The organism is Acinetobacter sp. JADD-222 (genome assembly GCF_049310645.1).
On sequence record NZ_JBMOWI010000001.1, the window covers coordinates 81,805 to 100,095 of the forward strand.

At 37.5% G+C, this 18,291-nt stretch carries 16 protein-coding genes; 12 read left to right on the forward strand and 4 right to left on the reverse strand.

Annotation, left to right across the window (positions count from 1 at the left end; genetic code table 11):
* Positions 1-21: 21 nt before the first annotated feature.
* Positions 22-1,572 carry a circularly permuted type 2 ATP-grasp protein gene (locus ACO6UW_RS00370; RefSeq protein ID WP_057061918.1) on the reverse strand — a complete coding sequence of 517 codons (1,551 nt, stop codon included), beginning with the start codon at positions 1,570-1,572 and terminating at the stop codon, positions 22-24.
* A gap of 225 nt (positions 1,573-1,797) precedes the next feature.
* Between ACO6UW_RS00370 and ACO6UW_RS00375 the strand changes: the two genes are divergently transcribed.
* Positions 1,798-2,805 (forward strand): helix-turn-helix transcriptional regulator, encoded by a 1,008-nt coding sequence (locus tag ACO6UW_RS00375; protein WP_057061919.1) that lies wholly within the window; start codon positions 1,798-1,800, stop codon positions 2,803-2,805.
* Between the two features lie 376 nt (positions 2,806-3,181).
* Here the strand turns inward: ACO6UW_RS00375 and mnmG are convergent, their stop codons facing one another.
* Positions 3,182-5,062, reverse strand: a complete 1,881-nt coding sequence (mnmG, locus tag ACO6UW_RS00380; protein WP_017385460.1) for a tRNA uridine-5-carboxymethylaminomethyl(34) synthesis enzyme MnmG — start codon at positions 5,060-5,062, stop codon at positions 3,182-3,184.
* Between the two features lie 232 nt (positions 5,063-5,294).
* Between mnmG and ACO6UW_RS00385 the strand changes: the two genes are divergently transcribed.
* From ACO6UW_RS00385 to ACO6UW_RS00435, 11 genes are all read left to right on the forward strand, one after another.
* Positions 5,295-5,525 (forward strand): hypothetical protein, encoded by a 231-nt coding sequence (locus tag ACO6UW_RS00385; protein WP_002119672.1) that lies wholly within the window; start codon positions 5,295-5,297, stop codon positions 5,523-5,525.
* Positions 5,526-5,679: 154 nt separating this feature from the next.
* The gene (prmA, locus tag ACO6UW_RS00390; RefSeq protein WP_057061920.1) at positions 5,680-6,585 is read left to right on the forward strand and encodes a 50S ribosomal protein L11 methyltransferase; all 906 of its coding nucleotides are present in this window, start codon (positions 5,680-5,682) and stop codon (positions 6,583-6,585) included.
* Between the two features lie 12 nt (positions 6,586-6,597).
* Positions 6,598-7,443 (forward strand): zinc-ribbon and DUF3426 domain-containing protein, encoded by an 846-nt coding sequence (locus ACO6UW_RS00395; protein WP_032055631.1) that lies wholly within the window; start codon positions 6,598-6,600, stop codon positions 7,441-7,443.
* 376 nt (positions 7,444-7,819) lie between these two features.
* Positions 7,820-8,089: a DNA-binding transcriptional regulator Fis gene (gene fis, locus ACO6UW_RS00400; protein ID WP_001086304.1), complete on the forward strand. Its 270-nt coding sequence runs from the start codon at positions 7,820-7,822 to the stop codon at positions 8,087-8,089.
* Between the two features lie 85 nt (positions 8,090-8,174).
* Positions 8,175-9,749 carry a bifunctional phosphoribosylaminoimidazolecarboxamide formyltransferase/IMP cyclohydrolase gene (gene purH / locus ACO6UW_RS00405; protein WP_025465553.1) on the forward strand — a complete coding sequence of 525 codons (1,575 nt, stop codon included), beginning with the start codon at positions 8,175-8,177 and terminating at the stop codon, positions 9,747-9,749.
* A 123-nt stretch (positions 9,750-9,872) separates the two neighbouring features.
* On the forward strand, positions 9,873-11,159 hold the full coding sequence (gene purD / locus ACO6UW_RS00410) for a phosphoribosylamine--glycine ligase (protein ID WP_002119643.1): 1,287 nt from the start codon (positions 9,873-9,875) through the stop codon (positions 11,157-11,159).
* Positions 11,160-11,646: 487 nt separating this feature from the next.
* A complete protein-coding gene (locus ACO6UW_RS00415) occupies positions 11,647-12,519 on the forward strand; it encodes a MetQ/NlpA family ABC transporter substrate-binding protein (RefSeq protein ID WP_002119639.1) in 873 nt (290 codons plus the stop codon).
* Positions 12,520-12,594: 75 nt separating this feature from the next.
* A complete protein-coding gene (locus ACO6UW_RS00420; RefSeq protein WP_057061921.1) occupies positions 12,595-13,620 on the forward strand; it encodes a methionine ABC transporter ATP-binding protein in 1,026 nt (341 codons plus the stop codon).
* A complete protein-coding gene (locus tag ACO6UW_RS00425) occupies positions 13,617-14,312 on the forward strand; it encodes a methionine ABC transporter permease (RefSeq protein ID WP_002119707.1) in 696 nt (231 codons plus the stop codon). Before ACO6UW_RS00420 ends, ACO6UW_RS00425 begins: the two co-directional genes overlap by 4 nt.
* 152 nt (positions 14,313-14,464) lie before the next feature.
* Entirely contained in the window at positions 14,465-15,196 is a 732-nt protein-coding gene (gloB, locus tag ACO6UW_RS00430; RefSeq protein WP_057061922.1) for a hydroxyacylglutathione hydrolase, read from the forward strand.
* Positions 15,197-15,556: 360 nt separating this feature from the next.
* The gene (locus ACO6UW_RS00435) at positions 15,557-15,760 is read left to right on the forward strand and encodes a hypothetical protein (RefSeq protein WP_002119766.1); all 204 of its coding nucleotides are present in this window, start codon (positions 15,557-15,559) and stop codon (positions 15,758-15,760) included.
* Between the two features lie 159 nt (positions 15,761-15,919).
* Here ACO6UW_RS00435 and ACO6UW_RS00440 read toward each other — a convergent pair whose 3' ends face one another.
* Both ACO6UW_RS00440 and ACO6UW_RS00445 read right to left on the reverse strand, forming a co-directional pair.
* On the reverse strand, positions 15,920-17,218 hold the full coding sequence (locus ACO6UW_RS00440; RefSeq protein WP_002119617.1) for a dicarboxylate/amino acid:cation symporter: 1,299 nt from the start codon (positions 17,216-17,218) through the stop codon (positions 15,920-15,922).
* A 456-nt stretch (positions 17,219-17,674) separates the two neighbouring features.
* Positions 17,675-18,235 (reverse strand): TetR/AcrR family transcriptional regulator, encoded by a 561-nt coding sequence (locus ACO6UW_RS00445; protein WP_057061923.1) that lies wholly within the window; start codon positions 18,233-18,235, stop codon positions 17,675-17,677.
* Positions 18,236-18,291: the final 56 nt, after the last annotated feature.

The following is an 18,291-nucleotide window of genomic DNA, read 5'->3' on the forward strand; positions in this document are numbered from 1 at the left end:
AAGTTCCTCTTTAACCCACAATCAGGAATGTAATGTTTCGACAACCCATGTATCTTTTATACCGCCACCTTGAGACGAATTTACAACTAAAGAACCCGCCTGCATGGCCACACGTGTTAAGCCACCAGGCACAATCTCTGTACGATAAGGTGAACTCAATACAAATGGACGCAAGTCAATATGACGTTCCGCTACTCCACCTGTCGTTAAAGTTGGAGCGACAGATAAAGCTAAGGTAGGCTGCGCAATATACATATGTGGCATCGCAATCAATTTTTTTCTAAACTCATCAATTTCGCATGAGCTTGCTTTAGGTCCAATCAACATGCCATATCCGCCCGAACCTTGTGCTTCCTTAACGACTAACTGATCAAGATTAGAGAGCACGTAATCTAAGTGTTCTTCTTTACGGCACTGATAAGTGGGTACATTTTTTAGAATTGGTGTTTCATCCAAATAATATTGAATCATTTGATCTACATAAGGATAGATTGATTTATCATCAGCCACGCCTGTTCCAGGTGCATTTGCAATCACGACATTTTTTTGTAAATAAGCAGACATAAGACCTGCTACACCTAAAGCACTGTCTGGTCGAAATGCTAAAGGATCTAGAAAGTCATCATCTAAACGGCGGTAAATTACGTCTACTTTTTGACGCCCACGGATAGCTTTGACAAATACTTGATCATTTTCTACAAATAAATCTCGATTTGTAACTAATGGCACATCCATTTCACGCGCTAGAAAAGCGTGCTCATAATAAGCACTATTAAAACGTCCTGGTGTTAGCACCACAATAAAAGGTTGATCTGCAGGAGAATTTTCTTGCAATATTTCTTTTAAAAGTTTTGGGTAATGCTCAATCCCTTGTAAATTATTGGCTGTACATAGCTCAGGCATTAATTTCTGGCTAATATTTCGGCTCTCAATCATATAAGACACCCCAGAAGGTGTTCTCAAATTATCTTCTAATACAAAAAACTCCCCTTCACCATCACGGATAATATCGATCCCACTAATTTGTGAATAAATTTTCCCCTTTAAAGAATGTTTAAGCATATGGGGTTGGAAAGCATCATTTCCCATAATTTGTTCTTCGGGAATGATTTGTTCTTTTAAAATATGTTGTCCATGATAAATATCATCTAGGAAATAATTTAATGCCTTAACACGCTGTGCACAGCCCGAGGCAATTTTTTCCCATTGCTTTTTCTCGATTACTCTTGGAATTAAATCAAAAGGAATAGTGCGCTCCGTTCCTTCTTTATCACCATAAACATTAAAAGTAATCCCATGATAAAGAAAATGCTGTTTTGCTTGGGTATTTAACTCCTTTAACTCATCTAAAGTACGGATGCTTAACCATTGTTCAATTTTTTTAGAAGCTGCACCATTTGACGTTACATCATCAAGCATCTCATTAAAGAACTGTGATTTAAGTTGCTCAAAGAGATTGGTTTGCACAGAAATATGTTCTAAAAAAGAGGTTGGGTTAATGAGTGCCGTTGTTGTCTGCTCTTGTATAAAAAAATCATTATCTAGATGTAATTCATGCTCTTGTTCTGACATAACCACCTCGTCTTATCATTTATCTATATTTCATTTTTAAATAAGCAATTTCAGTGCCACTTATATATCTTTAATACTTGTACGGCATCATTGTTATAACTTTCTTCTAAATCTTATCATCGTTTACCCAATGGGCTATAAACTGAATCTGACAAACTTGCTAAATCTGTAAAGATTTTTTATTGTGTTGACACCAAAGCAATTGGATATAGATGTATTACGCTTATGTCTGTAATAGAAAAAGAAACTTCGAATAGTTTATATCGCCAATGGCAGATCTTGTCTCGCCTACCGACCGGCAAATGGATCGGGACTCGAGAATTGCAAGAAATGCTTGAGCGTGAAGGTATTGATATTAGTTTAAGGACTATTCAGCGTGACTTAAATCAAATTGCTCAGCGTTTTCCGATAGAGAGTAATAAAGCCGTACCTCAAGGCTGGCGGTGGCAATCAGATGCGCCTATTCAAAGCTTACCTCACATGACCAGTTCTCAAGCGGTAACCTTTATGATGGTTGAGGAGCACCTTAAGCACCTACTTCCTCCGAGCCTGCTTGATGAGATGGGACCATGGTTCGATTTGGCCAAACGTAGTCTCTCTACTCAAAATAATGTGAGACAGTGGATTAACCGTGTACGTATTGTTCCGGCAAGCCAACCGTTAATTCCACCTGTAGTTGACCGAAATGCTCAACAAGCAATTTATGAAGGTTTGCTCCAAGACAAGCAAATAGAATGTGTTTATCGGGCACGAGTCAATCAGGGTGAAGACAGAACTTATGTTTTAAATCCTTTGGCTTTGGTACAAAAAGGTGCAGTCATTTATTTAATTTGCACACGACATGACAAAACTGAAGTGCAAACATTTGCTCTGCACCGTTTTAAATCAGCAAAAGTATTAGACAGCCGAGCACTGCATCCAGTTAATTTTGATATTGATCATTATATTGATTCAGGGGCTTTAGGCTTTAGAGTGGACTATAACCAACCAACTGAATCAATTCAGCTCACCTTAACCATGACAGAGCAAACTGCGAAAACCTTTTATGAAAGTCAGTTAAGTAAAGACCAAACAATTACTCCGCTTGAAGAAAATATTGTAGAAGTTTCAGCAACCGTACCTTTTACATCTCAACTAGTATGGTGGCTACGTAGTTTTGGTAAGAAATTACTGCATATTGAGCCACTTCAAGTACACAACGCTGTACGTGAAATTGAAACTGATAGTAAGTAGATATAAAAAAGAGAACCATAAGGTTCTCTTTAGATTTTGAATTATAATTTTCTTAATTTTATATTGTTCTTACTTTTTTACTGTTTTCAGATCAATGTGTTCTCCCCCATCAAAACAGATCTGCCCTTTCTTTTGCGCTATTTTGAACATGAGCATTGGCATGCCATTTCATATCCATTGTAGCGAATTGATTTCATTGTCATGATTAAAGCCCTCTTGTTTGAACGTGAATTCAATATAACTGGCGACTTAAAATATGTGAAATAAGAAAAAAAGGAAGCAAAATCTCTTTTCTTCCTTAGGAAGTTTCCATATATTTTTTGAACAGAAAATAAAAAAGCCCAGTCTTAACTGGGCTTTTTGTCCATTTAAATGATTAAGCTGTTTTCTTAATCATATTATTCTTACGAATTGTGATCATTACGAGTTGAACTGCAGCTGGTGTAACACCAGGAATACGACTTGCTTGAGCTAAAGTTTCTGGAAGAACTGTTTTCAACTTCTGCGTGATTTCGCGTGATAAGCCTGACACTACATCATAGTCAAAATCGGCAGGAATTTTGGTTTCTTCAAGACGCTTTAATTGAGCAACATCTTCATGCTGACGGTTAATATAACCTTCATATTTCACAGCAATTTCAATTTGCTCACCCACTTGTTCTGAAACTTCAGAACCAGTAAGTTCAGCAATTTGACCGAAGGTGATATTAGGGCGCTTAAGCAAATCAATCGCACTACATTCCTTACTCAAATCAGCACCCGTCATTTCAACGAATTTTTTACCCATAGGGTTATTTGGTGCTGCCCATAAATGTTGTAAACGAGAGGTTTCACGCTCAACCGCTTCCATTTTTTCACAATAAGCAGCCCAACGAACATCATCAACCAAACCAAGTTCACGACCAATAGAAGTCAAGCGCTGATCCGCATTATCTTCACGTAACATCAAACGATATTCAGCACGTGAGGTAAACATACGGTACGGTTCTTTAGTACCTAACGTGATGAGATCATCAACCAACACACCCATGTAAGCTTGATCACGTTTAGGCGTCCATTCTTCTTGCTCCCACGCACGACGCGCAGCATTTAAACCTGCAAGTAAACCTTGGGCACCAGCTTCTTCGTAACCTGTTGTACCATTAATTTGACCAGCAAAGTACAAGCCATTAATCGCTTTAGTTTCAAGTGTAAATTTCAAAGCTTGCGGGTTGAAATAGTCATATTCAATTGCATAGCCTGGACGTAAGATATGGGCATTTTCCATACCACGGATTGAACGTACAAGCTCGAACTGAACATCAAACGGTAAAGAAGTCGAAATACCGTTTGGATAAAGCTCATGTGTATCTAGACCTTCTGGTTCCAAGAATACTTGATGTGAGTCTTTATCAGCGAAACGATGAATCTTATCTTCGATTGATGGGCAGTAACGCGGACCTACACCTTCAATAACACCAGTGTACATTGGTGAACGGTCTAAACCACCACGAATAATGTCGTGTGTTTTTTCATTTGTATGCGTGATATAACAGTTTACTTGTTCAGGGTGCATAGAAGCATCACCCATGAATGACATCACTGGAGATGGGAAATCACCCGGCTGCGGAATCATGACTGAAAAATCAACTGAACGTGCATCAATACGTGGTGGAGTACCAGTCTTTAAACGTCCCACTGGTAATTTTAACTCACGTAAACGTTGAGCAAGTGCAATAGAAGGAGGATCTCCCGCACGACCACCGCTTGATTTTTCTAAACCAACGTGGATTACACCACCCAAGAATGTACCTGTAGTCAACACAACAGTTTTTGCATCAAAGCGAATACCCATTTGGGTAACAACACCTTTAACGGTATCGCCTTCAACAATCAGATCATCAGCTGCTTGCTGGAAAATGTCAAGATTTGCTTGATTTTCCAAAGTATCACGGATAGCAGCTTTATAGCGCACGCGGTCAGCTTGAGCACGTGTTGCACGCACAGCTGCACCTTTACGCGAATTTAAAATACGGAACTGAATACCACCTTTATCGGCAGCCAGAGCCATTGCACCACCAAGTGCATCAATTTCACGGACTAGGTGAGACTTACCAATACCACCAATTGCTGGGTTACAACTCATTTGGCCCAAAGTCTCAATGTTATGGGTCAAAAGCAAAGTCTGTCGTCCCATACGCGCTGCAGCAAGGGCCGCTTCCGTACCTGCGTGACCGCCACCGATAACGATAACATCATAAACTTTAGGATAGTGCATGAGTACAAAAACACCAGAAAAAAAAGACGGAACATTATAGCAAAATTATCTGCTTATTGATGTACATAATTACAAAATTGTCTTCACATAATTTACGCTATGCCACATGATTTGACATTTTGTTTCATGAATTCAATACAAAGTGAATGTTTTTAAAATTAATTCATCTTAGAATAAAAAATGTACAGCACTTCTATGACTTTAAAATTAACGCAACGAGAAGGAATACAAAATGAAAACGACCATGTTAAAAATCTTAACTGCATCTCTAATTTGTTTTTCAGGCGTAACTTTTACCCATGCTGCTGACACGAGCAAAGCCGAAATGCAAAAACAAATTCGAGTCTGTGCAAAAAAACAGCAAGGTGAATGGGTTTCTTACAATCACAATGGTGTGACCTTTAACGGTACTTGCCAACCAAATGAAAATGGCAAGTTACAATTTAAGGCCCCTGCTCCTTAATCTGTTTTGACATAGGTATAGAAGAAGTCATTTATTTTCCGCTATATCTCATCAGTATTTTCAAAGACGGTCCATTAAAGATGGGCCGCTTTCTTTTTTAAAATGGTCTAGTCCGCTACAATACGCCTTTAAATAAAATTTTTAGGTCCTTTTCGTGAAGTGGTTACAAATACACATTACCGTTGATCAAGAACAAGTTGAGTTCACAGAAACACTTTTAATGTCTCTAGGTGCGGTAAGCGTAACGCTGGATGATGCTGAAGATCAGGCTTTACTTGAACCATTACCGGGTGAAACACCTTTATGGAACAAAGTTATTGTGACAGGCATCTATCAACAAGACGAACAAGACCCAATTGATGTCGACACTTTAGAAGCTTTCTTAAAAGCTCAACTTCCAGATGTTCCTATGCGTCATGAAGAACTTGAAGATCAAGTGTGGGAACGCGCATGGATGGATTACTATGAGCCAATTCAGATTGGGGAAAAGTTCTGGATTGTGCCTGAATGGCTAGAGCCCCCAGAAGCGGATGCAACTAATATTAAGTTAGATCCAGGTCTTGCATTTGGTACAGGTAATCACGCAAGTACTTTCCTATGCTTACAATGGCTGGGTAAAACTGACGTTAAAGATAAAATCGTGATTGATTATGGCTGTGGTTCAGGCATTTTAGGCGTAGCAGCTTTATTACTAGGCGCTAAAAAAGTATATGCCACAGATATTGACCCGCAAGCTGTTTTAGCAACGAAACAAAATGCAGAGCTTAATGGTGTATTAGATCGACTATATGTAGGTCTTCCTGAAGAGTTTGATCAAGAATTCACACCTAAACAAGCCGATGTTTTAGTTGCAAACATTTTAGCAGGACCTTTAATGATGCTTGCGCCTGAATTTGCAAATTTAATCAAATCTGAGGGCGAGTTCGCACTTGCTGGTGTGATTGAAGAGCAAGTTGCTGATGTTTCACGTGTTTATTCTGATTTTTTTGATATATTAGATGTCGAAAAGCGCGAAGAAAACTGGTGTCGCATTTCAGGAAAACGTAAAACAATAAATTGAGATTTTTAACTCATGAATGAAAAACAAACCCGCTGCCCTAAGTGTTTAACAGTTTATAAAGTATCTCTTACTCAATTGACTGTTGCTCAGGGTATGGTTTGTTGCCCTAAATGTAATTCAAGCTTTAATGCCTTAACCCATCTAATCAATATTGAACAGCCAGTTATGGTCAACTCAACGACGTTAGCCAATGGTTCAATGCAGACAAGATATATGACGCATTCTCACGTACTAGATATCTTTGACCAAAAAGTAGAAAACTCTAATATTGATCTTTTAACTTATCTCAACAACTTAAATTACTTTCACAACGAACCTATTAATGCTCTACCAAACCTTAATTTAGCTGAGCAGGCATCCCCACAAGAACAAGACAATAATAAAAAGCATAGTTGGTTGTACTATACGCTCTGGAGCTCTGCCAACCTTATTTTAATTTTAGTCTTTACTTTTCAAATCCTCTGGTTTAACCCTAAGCTCATGCATGCAAGCCCAACCGTTAGCCATGCTTTTAATTACGTTTGCCAAATACTACACTGCAACAAATCAGCAGAACTTTATCAACTTATCTATATAGAAAAGTTAAAAGTCCGCAAGATCGATGCGAACCATACCCAGTTCTCAGGCATATTGCTCAACCAGAATGATAAAAGTATTGAGCTTCCTAACCTAAAGTTGATTTTTGCAACAGAGCCAGACAAAACAAAGGAAATCATATTAACTCCTCAACAATATCTAGTTGAAAACTTACGGGGTATTCAACGCATTCCATCAAACACTCCATTCCGATTCCAATTTGAGCTAAACAAAAGCAAAAAAAGGCTAGTAAATTATCGATTAGAAATTGTCCACCCCTAAAATGTAAAAAAAGTGAAAAAAAAATAAAAAAAAATGCAGTTAATTTGCTCACTTTTTCCTAGACAATGGTATGATACGCGCCACGAAAGCTTTGACTCATATACTCCTCGCTCTCAATCCAAAAAAAATACTGTTAAGCATGTGTGCTTTTCTACTTTAAGCGCATAGCCTAACTTTTTTTGTTTTTGAGGGGGCTGTAACAAATATTTAATTATTGTTACGCTTATTTTTTATTCAATACGAAGAAATATGGCAAGCTAATTGTTCTTATGTTTTAGAGTCACTGTTTTAGGATCTAAAACAGGACTCCGTATTTTTAGACCACATTTATATACTACTTTACCCAAGCTAGTATTTGATTTTCGGATTAACTCGCATGAATAGCAAATCTCCTATTTTTACTGCACAATCTGATGTTGCTCTTCGCATCCACGTGGATCGCGCAGTTCGCCATTATTTTGCACAATTGCAAGGTGAGCAACCATCTCAGGTATATGACATGGTGCTAGCAGAAATGGAGAAACCTCTTTTATCTGTAGTTCTTGAATATACACGTGGTAATCAAACGCGTGCTGCAGAAATTCTTGGACTCAACCGTGGCACTTTACGTAAAAAGTTAAAAGCTCACGGTTTAATGAGTGAATAAATGATAAAATGCTCACGACGTCGTGGGCATTTTTTTATGCTTATTGGTTTTAATCCGTAGACTTGAAATTGTTGAATTAAACATCATGACTATTAAACGTGCTTTGATTTCTGTATCTGATAAGACAGGAATTGTCGAATTTGCTCAAAACCTTGCAGCTCTAGGGGTAGAACTATTATCTACAGGCGGCACATATAAGTTGCTTAAAGATAATAATATCGCGGTTGTAGAAGTATCTGAACATACTGGCTTCCCTGAAATGATGGATGGTCGTGTTAAGACATTACATCCAAAAATTCATGGCGGTATTCTTGCTCGTCGTGGTTTAGATGAAGCAGTTATGGAAGAACACAACATCGATCCGATTGATCTTGTTGTTGTAAACCTTTATCCATTTGCTGCAACTGTTGCAAAACCTGACTGTACTCTTCCTGATGCAATCGAAAATATCGACATCGGTGGTCCTACAATGGTTCGTGCAGCTGCTAAAAACCATGCTTCAGTAGGTATTGTAGTTAATGCTTCTGATTACGACACTGTAATTAATGAACTAAAAACTGCTGGTTCACTTTCTTATGAAACGCGTTTTGATTTAGCAGTTAAAGCATTTGAACATACAGCTCAATACGATGGCATGATCGCTTCTTACTTAGGCGCTCGCGTTGGTAAGACCGAAGGTGAAGCTGACTTATTCCCTCGTACATTCAATACTCAATTGAACAAAGCACAAGATTTACGTTACGGTGAAAACCCGCATCAATCGGCTGCTTTTTATGTCGAAGCTAATGCAAAAGAAGCATCAGTTTCTACTGCAAAACAGTTACAAGGCAAAGAATTGTCTTATAACAACATTGCAGATACAGATGCTGCACTTGAATGTGTTAAATCATTCGCAAAACCTGCTTGTGTCATCGTGAAACATGCTAACCCTTGTGGTGTTGCGGTTTCTTTAGACGGCATTAAAGCTGCTTATGATTTAGCTTATGCAACTGATCCAGAATCTGCTTTTGGCGGTATTATTGCATTCAACCGTGAATTAGACGTTGCAACTGCTCAAGCAATTGTAGAGCGTCAATTCGTTGAAGTTATTATTGCTCCAAGTATTGCTGATGGCGTGCTTGAAGTTACTGGCGCTAAGAAAAATGTACGTGTTTTAGTATGTGGTGAGTTACCTGCAATTGATGCACGTGCACCGCAACTTGACTATAAACGCGTAAATGGTGGCTTACTTGTTCAAGATCAAGACTTGGGCATGATCACTAAAGATGATCTTAAAGTAGTTACTAAGCGTGCGCCAACTGAGCAAGAAATTGATGATCTTATCTTTGCTTGGAAAGTTGCGAAATACGTAAAATCAAACGCAATTGTTTATGCTAAAAACCGCCAAACTATTGGTGTAGGTGCAGGTCAAATGAGTCGCGTTAACTCAGCTCGTATTGCTGCCATTAAAGCTGAACATGCTGGTTTGGTTGTTGAAGGTGCTGTAATGGCATCTGATGCATTCTTCCCGTTCCGTGACGGTATTGATAATGCTGCTAAAGCTGGCATTAAATGCATCATTCAACCAGGTGGTTCTATGCGTGATGAAGAAGTAATCGCTGCAGCAGATGAAGCTGGTATTGCAATGGTGTTCACTGGTATGCGCCATTTCCGCCACTAATTTAAATTTAGTCCTCCCTAACCCTCCTTTCATTCAGGAGGGTTTTCCACAATAATGGAGCTAAACTCCACCTTGAGGAATAGAGGGGGATGAAAAGGATTAAAGTTAAGGAACAAATTAAAAATGAATATTTTAGTTTTAGGTAGTGGTGGTCGTGAACATGCTTTGGCATGGAAAATCGCGCAAGATACCAAAGTTACTCAAGTTTTCGTTGCACCGGGAAATGCGGGAACTGCAACTGAAGACAAATGCGTTAATGTTCAGCTTGATATTTTAGACAATCCTGCAATTATCGCTTTTGCTAAAGAAAATAATGTTGAACTTATTATTGTTGGTCCAGAAGCACCTTTAGTGAATGGTGTGGTAGATGCTGCTCGCGAAGCAGGTCTAAAAATTTGGGGACCAACTCAATATGCTGCGCAGCTTGAAGGCTCAAAGGCATTTGCTAAACATTTTTTAAAGCGTCATAACATTCCAACTGCTTTTTACGAAGTATTTACGGAAGTTGATGCAGCTAAAGCTTATGTTGAAAAAAATGGTGCACCAATTGTAATTAAGGCAGACGGTCTTGCTGCTGGTAAAGGTGTAATCGTTGCAATGACCAACGAAGAAGCTTTTGCAGCAATTGATGACATGCTTGCAGGCAACAAATTCGGTGATGCTGGTTCACGTGTTGTAATTGAACAGTTCCTTGCAGGTGAAGAAGCTTCTTTCATTTGTATGATTGATGGTAAAAACATTTTACCAATGGCAACTTCACAAGATCACAAGCGTATTTTTGAAGGTGACCAAGGTCCTAATACTGGCGGTATGGGTGCTTACTCTCCTGCTCCGGTGGTAACTTCTGACATTTTCGAACGTGTTATGACTGAAATCATGCGTCCGACTGTTGAAGGTATGGCTGCTGACGGACATGTCTACACTGGTTTCTTATATGCTGGCTTAATGATTGATGAACAAGGTCAACCGCGTGTGATCGAGTTCAACTGTCGTTTCGGTGATCCTGAAACTCAGCCAATCATGATGCGCTTAAAGTCATCTCTTGTTGAATTGGTAGAAGCTGGTATTGCTGGCAATTTGCCAAAAGAAGCTGAATGGGATGAGCGTAAGTCAATCGGTATCGTACTTGCAGCCGAAGGCTATCCTGATAGCGTACGCAAAGGTGATGTAATTTCAGGTATTGGACAATCACCTGAAGATACTAAAATTTTCCACGCAGGCACTGCAACTCGTGAAGATGGTCACATCGTGACTTCTGGTGGTCGAGTTCTTTGTGTAACTGCGCTAGGCGACAGCGTGCTTGAAGCACAAATTAATGCACTTGAAGTATGCGGACAAGTAACCTTTACAGGTATGCAATATCGTAGTGACATTGGCTATCGCGCAATTGCACGAGAAAAAGCTGAGTAAAAAACACTCAACTGATAAAAAGCCCTCTATTAAAGAGGGCTTTTTATATTTCATTCTTATTTATCAGAAAATTTTATATAAATCCCAGTTTTTATTCACTTCCAAACAATAAGATCGAAACATGTCCACTATATTGAATATGTTTTTATTGATATGATTAGATAAAGCGTTGGAACTTTCCACAAAGTTATTGTGCCTTTAAATATTGAGGCTCATCATCTAATTCTGTTAGGGATAATAGTTATTTTTAACATTGAATACTTTTAGAAATCGCTTAAAGACTGTCAACTCATGATAGAACTGTTGTGAAAATAGTTTTATTTAGTACAGATCAAAAACGGTAAAACAAGTATCTGAGGAATTAGAAAAGAGCTAAAAGCTATAACTTTTAGCATTCAAAACTTTGTGACGTGACAACAAAACTCATTTTCTTTTCTAGAGAGCCAGCTAAATAGTTGATATCTCTCTTAATCAGGACTTTTTTTACATGAAAAAGCTGATCAGTCTTTTTTTAAGCGTGTCTGTGCTATTACTTGCAGCTTGCGGGAAACAACAAAGTGAACCACAAGCTGGAAAGAGTGGTGATTCATCACAACTTCAAACTGTGGTTATTGCCTCAACTGGTTCTGACGCTGATATCTGGCGTTATATTTCGACTTTACCAGAAACTAAAGCTGCTGGTGTTAAGCTTGAGGTGAAAAATTTCACTGATTATGTTGCAATGAATACAGCTGTAGCAAATAAAGAAGTTGACTTAAATGCATTCCAATCTTATGCATATTTGGTGGCTTTCAATGCATCAAATAAAGATAAAATTGCTCCAGTTGCTACAACTTATCTTGAGCCAATGGGGATCTACTCAAGTAAACATAAAAAAGTAGAAGAATTCCAACAAGGTGCAAGCATTGCAATTCCTAATGATGCTGCGAATGAAGCTCGTGCATTATTGTTATTACAAAGTGCTGGCTTAATTAAACTTAAAGCTGACTTCGACCCTGCTAAAGGCACACCAAGCGATATTATCGATAACAGTAAAAAAATTGATATCAAACCAATCCAAATGGCGACAGCTGTACGCGTAAAAGATGAAGTTGATGCAATTGTTTTAGGTAATACATTAGCTTTAGAAGGTGGTCTAAACGTACTTAAAGATTCTATCTACTATGAACCTGTTGACCAAAGCACTAAACTGAATGTAAACATCCTTGCAACAGCTGAATCTCGCAAAGATGACCCAATTCTTCAGAAAGTTGGTCAGCTATACCACACTGAAGCTGTTAAAAAATACGTTGAACAACACTTTGGTGGTACAAAAGTTGACGTGAATCAGCCAATCAGCTACCTCACGGAAGCTAAATAGTAATATAATAGCTGCAACGCGAAACAGGCAAAGACTCTTTGCCTGTTTTTTCTTTTTAGCATAGTTTTTGACGACATGATTCAATTTAAAAACATTTCAAAGCACTATCAGCTTAAAGGCCAAACCATACGAGCTCTGGACCAAATTAATTTGGAAATTCCTGAAGGGAGTATTTTTGGTATTATTGGCTATAGTGGTGCAGGTAAAAGTACTTTAATCCGCCTGATTAACTTACTTGAACGACCAAATGAAGGTCAGGTTATCATTAATCAAAAGGACTTCACTGCTTTGGATGCGCGTTTATTACGTCAGGAACGTGCAAATATTGGTATGATTTTTCAGCACTTCAATTTGCTACAAACCAAAACGGTTGCTGAAAATATCGAAATGCCAATGCGTCTGCTGAATTACAATAAAGCAGAACGTGAAAAGCGCTTAAATGAGTTATTGGAGTTCATTGATCTTAAGCACAAAAAAGATGCTTATCCTGATGAACTTTCTGGCGGCCAAAAGCAACGTGTCGGTATTGCTCGTGCTTTGGCAAATCATCCAAAAATTCTTTTGTGTGATGAAGCAACCTCTGCCCTAGACCCGCAAACAACCAAGTCTGTTTTAGAGTTACTCAAGAAAATCAATCAAGAGCAAAAAATCACAATCGTTATGGTGACCCATGAAATGGATGTCATTGAAACTGTTTGTGATCATGTAGCTGTGATGGAAGCAGGTAAAGTCATTGAACAAGGTTCAACGATTGATATCTTTAGTAATCCTCAACATCCGACGACTAAAAACTTTATTCAAACTGTGTTACATCAACAGTTGCCTGTGAATATTTTAAATCAACTCGAAAATCAGCATCACCATAGCATCTACTGTTTACAGTTTTTGGGCCGTTCTGCTCAAGAACCTGTAATTCAGTCACTGATTAAACAATTTGATATTAGTTTAAATATCTTATTCGCTAACATGACTGAAATTAACGGTACTGTCATTGGTCAAATGTTTGTACAGCTTCTAGGTGAGCCACAGTTGATTAAACAGGCTATCGAGTTTTTAGAGAAAAATGAAGTGAGTGTAGTTCAATCAGGAGATCAAGTATGAGAGATTTAATCGTACAGTGGTTAACTGAACTTACTCAACCTTTCTGGCACAGTTCTCTTTCAATTGACCAGTTTGTAACAGCTCTACAAGAAACATTTCACATGGTGTTTTTTGCGCTGTTATTTGGTGGTATTTGGGGTTTCATTCAAGGGGTTATCCTGCTTGTAACTCGACCAGAAGGTATTTTGCCAAATAGATTCGTCTATCATTTACTCAACCCAATTGTAAATGCGTTACGCTCTCTCCCATTCATTATTTTACTTATTGCAGTGATTCCTCTTACCAAGTTATTGGTAGGCACTTCAATTGGTACATGGGCTGCGATTGTCCCTTTAACAATTTACGTTGGTCCATATATGGGACGTCTGATTGAAACTTCCCTACTCGAAGTAAATGAAGGAATTATTGAATCTGCTCAGGCGATGGGTGCTACACCTTGGCAAATTATTTACCGCTTTATTTTGCCAGAAGCACGCAGTTCACTCATTTTAAACCTCACAACAGCGACAATCAGTTTGATTGGTGCAACAGCAATGGCTGGTGCAGTGGGCGCAGGTGGTATTGGTGACTTAGCAATCTCTTATGGTTACCAACGTTTTGATACAAGCGTTGTAATTTTAACAGTAATTGTTCTATTGCTCTTAGTACAGATTGTACAAACGCTAGGTAACTGGCTCTCTAAGATCCGTTAAATTACTCATATAAAAAGCTCCCTAAATGGGGGCTTTTTTGTTTTATATACATCATTTTCATAAAAAGGTTGAGTGAGTGGCTTACTACCATTTTCTGTTATTATCAAAAACAGTGATTACTTACTCTTTGGATTTGGTTTTAGGATAAAACAATGCGTTATAGAATTCATTTTATTGATGTACAGAATGCCCTCCAAAACTATATCTGGATTTTAGAAGATACTGAAACCCAAGAGGCTGTTGCAGTTGATCCAACAGAAGCTGATCTTGTGACTCAATTTTGTCAAAATCATCAACTCACTTTAAAACAAATCTGGCTCACTCATTGGCATAAAGACCATATAGGTGGTGTAGCGGATCTGACAACAGCTCAGAATATTACTGTCTATGGTCCACGTGATGAGCTCTCAAAAATTCCGGGAATTACTCACCCCTTACAACATGACGATCATTTAAAATTTAATGATTTAAAAGTAGAGATTATCGCGACCCCAGGTCACACCTTAGGGCACATTGTGTATTTTATTGAAGAGTTAGAAGCTGTATTCTGCGGTGACACTTTGTTTGCAATGGGATGTGGACGATTATTTGAAGGTACGGCTGAACAAATGTATCACTCACTTTGTCGTTTAGCAGCGCTACCCACACAAACCAAAGTTTATTGTACGCATGAATACACGCTTTCAAATGCCGAATTTGCCTTAACAGTAGAACCGTATAACCATGCTTTATCTGAACGAGCTGAAGAAGTCCGTGAGTTACGTAAGAAAGGATCAATCACCCTTCCGAGTACGATTGAACTCGAATTAGCAACCAATCCTTTTCTTCGTGCAGAAAGTGCTGAAGACTTTGCTCATTTACGTGCACTTAAAGATAATTTTTAAAGTTAAAGCTTTTCCTTTAAGAGATACAGTTTCATTTTAAGAACTGTATCTTTTTGCATAGTGCACGTTGATCGTAATTATTTTTTACATTTACTATCTTCATAGTTATTAATATTTTTAAAAATTCCCTCGAATTTATATTTTTTTAAAAACACATCAACAAACAATCCACTAAATAAAAAGTATTTATTTTTTAGTTACATAACATCACCATATTTTTATAAAAATGAAAACTGTTCTTTATCTATCTTACTTTTTTTACAAGTTGCAAAATAAAACAAAGTTTTCCCCCTTTAAAAAATCTAATTAAAACCCTATTAATAAATAAGATGTAATGCCACAGATAGAAGGAGTTCTCACGTGAAAAAGGTTGTTAAAGCTAAAAATTTGATTGCGTTTCGTATTTGGTTAGAAAAGTTAGGGTATTCGGTTAAAAATCTTGCTGATGGAAAAGGTTTTACTTTTAGTTTTAAAAAAGAATATGGTTTAGTGACCTGTGATTTAGCAGGTAATTCATTAGCGATGCAATTAGGTGAAGAGTTTGAGGATCACTTAAAAGCATAATTTTTTACGACTTGATTTACAGTATTGTCTTTTTGAAAGATAAGTAATATTGCAGAACTTTAGAATGGTTTAATTAAAATATATTGTTAGACATTAAACAAAAAATCTGTAGCGGGGCTACTCTCCCAAATTGCCCTCAGCTACAGATTTTTTATAAGATTATTCTGCTTTAGGATTCTTTAAAGCTTTATCTAAAAGATCTTTATCTAAAGCTTTATCCCATCGTGCTACAACAATTGTTGCACAAGCATTACCAACTAAATTTGTTAATGCACGGCACTCAGACATAAAACGGTCAATACCAAGAATTAAAGCCATACCTGCTACAGGAACCGCCGGTACAACCGATAGAGTTGCAGCCAGAGTAATAAAGCCTGCACCAGTCACCCCTGCTGCACCTTTAGAACTTACCATTGCCACAAGAAGCAATGCAATTTGTTCACTAATTGATAAGTCAACATTACACGCTTGCGCAATAAACAGAGCCGCCATAGTCATGTAGATATTTGTACCATCGAGGTTAAATGAATAACCTGTCGGAATCACCAAACCTACCACCGATTTTTCACAACCTGCTTTTTGCATTTTATCCATTAAAGATGGTAAAGCTGCTTCAGAAGAACTTGTTCCTAAAACTAACCAAAGTTCATCTTTGATATAACGGATTAAATGAATAATTGAGAAGCCATTGTAACGGGCTACGGCTCCTAAAATCACTATGACAAACAATACCGCTGTAATATAGAACGTCATAATTAATAGTAATAAATTACCAATTGACTCGATTCCATACGCACCGATGGTAAAAGCCATTGCACCAAAAGCACCGATTGGAGCCAGCTTCATTAACATACCAACAAGGTAAAAAACTGGAGCTGTTAAGTTATTTAAGAAGTCGGTAATTGGACGTGCACGATCACCCAATGCAGCCAAAGAAATACCAAATAATACCGCCACAAACAGAACCTGCAAAATCTCGCCACCTGCCAGAGGACTGACTAAGGTTTGCGGGATAATATTCATGAAGAAGTCGGTAATATTTGTTGCATGTGCCTTCTCAACATAAGTATTTACTTTGTCGTTGACTAAGGTAGCAGGATCGATGTTAAGGCCTTTACCCGGTTGGATAATATTTGCCACAATCATACCAACCACAAGAGCCAAGCTTGAGAAGGTAAGGAAATAAAGCATAGCTTTACCAGTTACACGGCCAACTCGGCTCATGTTTGTCATACTGGCAATGCCTGTAACAACGGTTAAAAAGATTACGGGAGCAATAATCATTTTAACGATCTTGATGAATGCATCACCAAGCGGTTTTAAACTTTCGCCAAGTTCTGGGTAAAAATGACCAATTAAAATGCCCAAAATAATTGCAAAGATGACCTGTACATACAAAATTTGGTGAAACTTCTGTTTTTTCTGTACCGTTTCTTGGTCAAGGGTATTGAAATCCATTATCTAAATACCTTTTCGATGGGGATAAAAAAATAAAATATAAAGCGTGCACCACAAGCTGCTTTATCAAGGAAACGCCATTGTAAAGAATAAAAAACGGCCTGTGTTATAAATTTAAAAAATGTCAAATTCAATAATCATGCAATAAATTATATAAAATCATTTTAATTTTCTAATTTTAAAAAATAAAAAAACAACCAAAATTCTCTATAAAGCATTATTTAATCTTAATATTTTAAGTAAAAACATGCACAAAAATGGCTGTAGCAATTTCATTGTCTCATATCAGCACAACATTTATTAAATAAATGATTTTATAAAAAACATGTAAATTATAAATTATGAAAATTTAGTTTAAAAATAATAAGAAAAATTGATATATAATTTTTTAACAAGATAAAGTGTCTCGTTCTTGTTAAAAAATCCCACTAATAGGCTTTGATAGATTAATTCAAATTAGGGAGCGTTAAATAACCGTTCCAATAAAATGTGGACGTAATCTAAGCTTAAGTTCCGTTCAGTGAATAAGATGCGAAATAGCATAGGGGCAATAACAGCTTCGATAATTTCTTCATTATTTATAGTGGGTTCATTACGCGATTTAGCTCTGGCTTGAATAATATCAAGTTGTTGAATAATTAAGGTTTCACATTTTCTTGCATTTGAAGAATCGGCTGTATATAGCACATCACGCAATAATGTTTGACCAACTTCAGAAGAATACTCCTCAAAATATTGTTCAATCCATGCAGTGATATCTAGCTGAAATGAACCTAAATCTTTTGGTTCCATATCAGGTTTAAGTTCATTTAGGGCTACATCTGAAAATAGCTGATTAATATCGCCCCAACGGCGGTAAATTGTCGAAGGTGTTACTCCTGCCTCATGAGCGATCATAGGTATAGTAATTTGGCTTTGCTCTAAGGTTTTTTGAAGCTCTTTTACCGCTTGGTGCACCGCAGTTTGAATTCTTTCACTACGACCGCCAGGACGTAAGCCAGTAACAACTTTTGCCATTTATAAACTCTGTAAAAGGAATCAAAAAATTTATAAATATTTATATCTATATACAA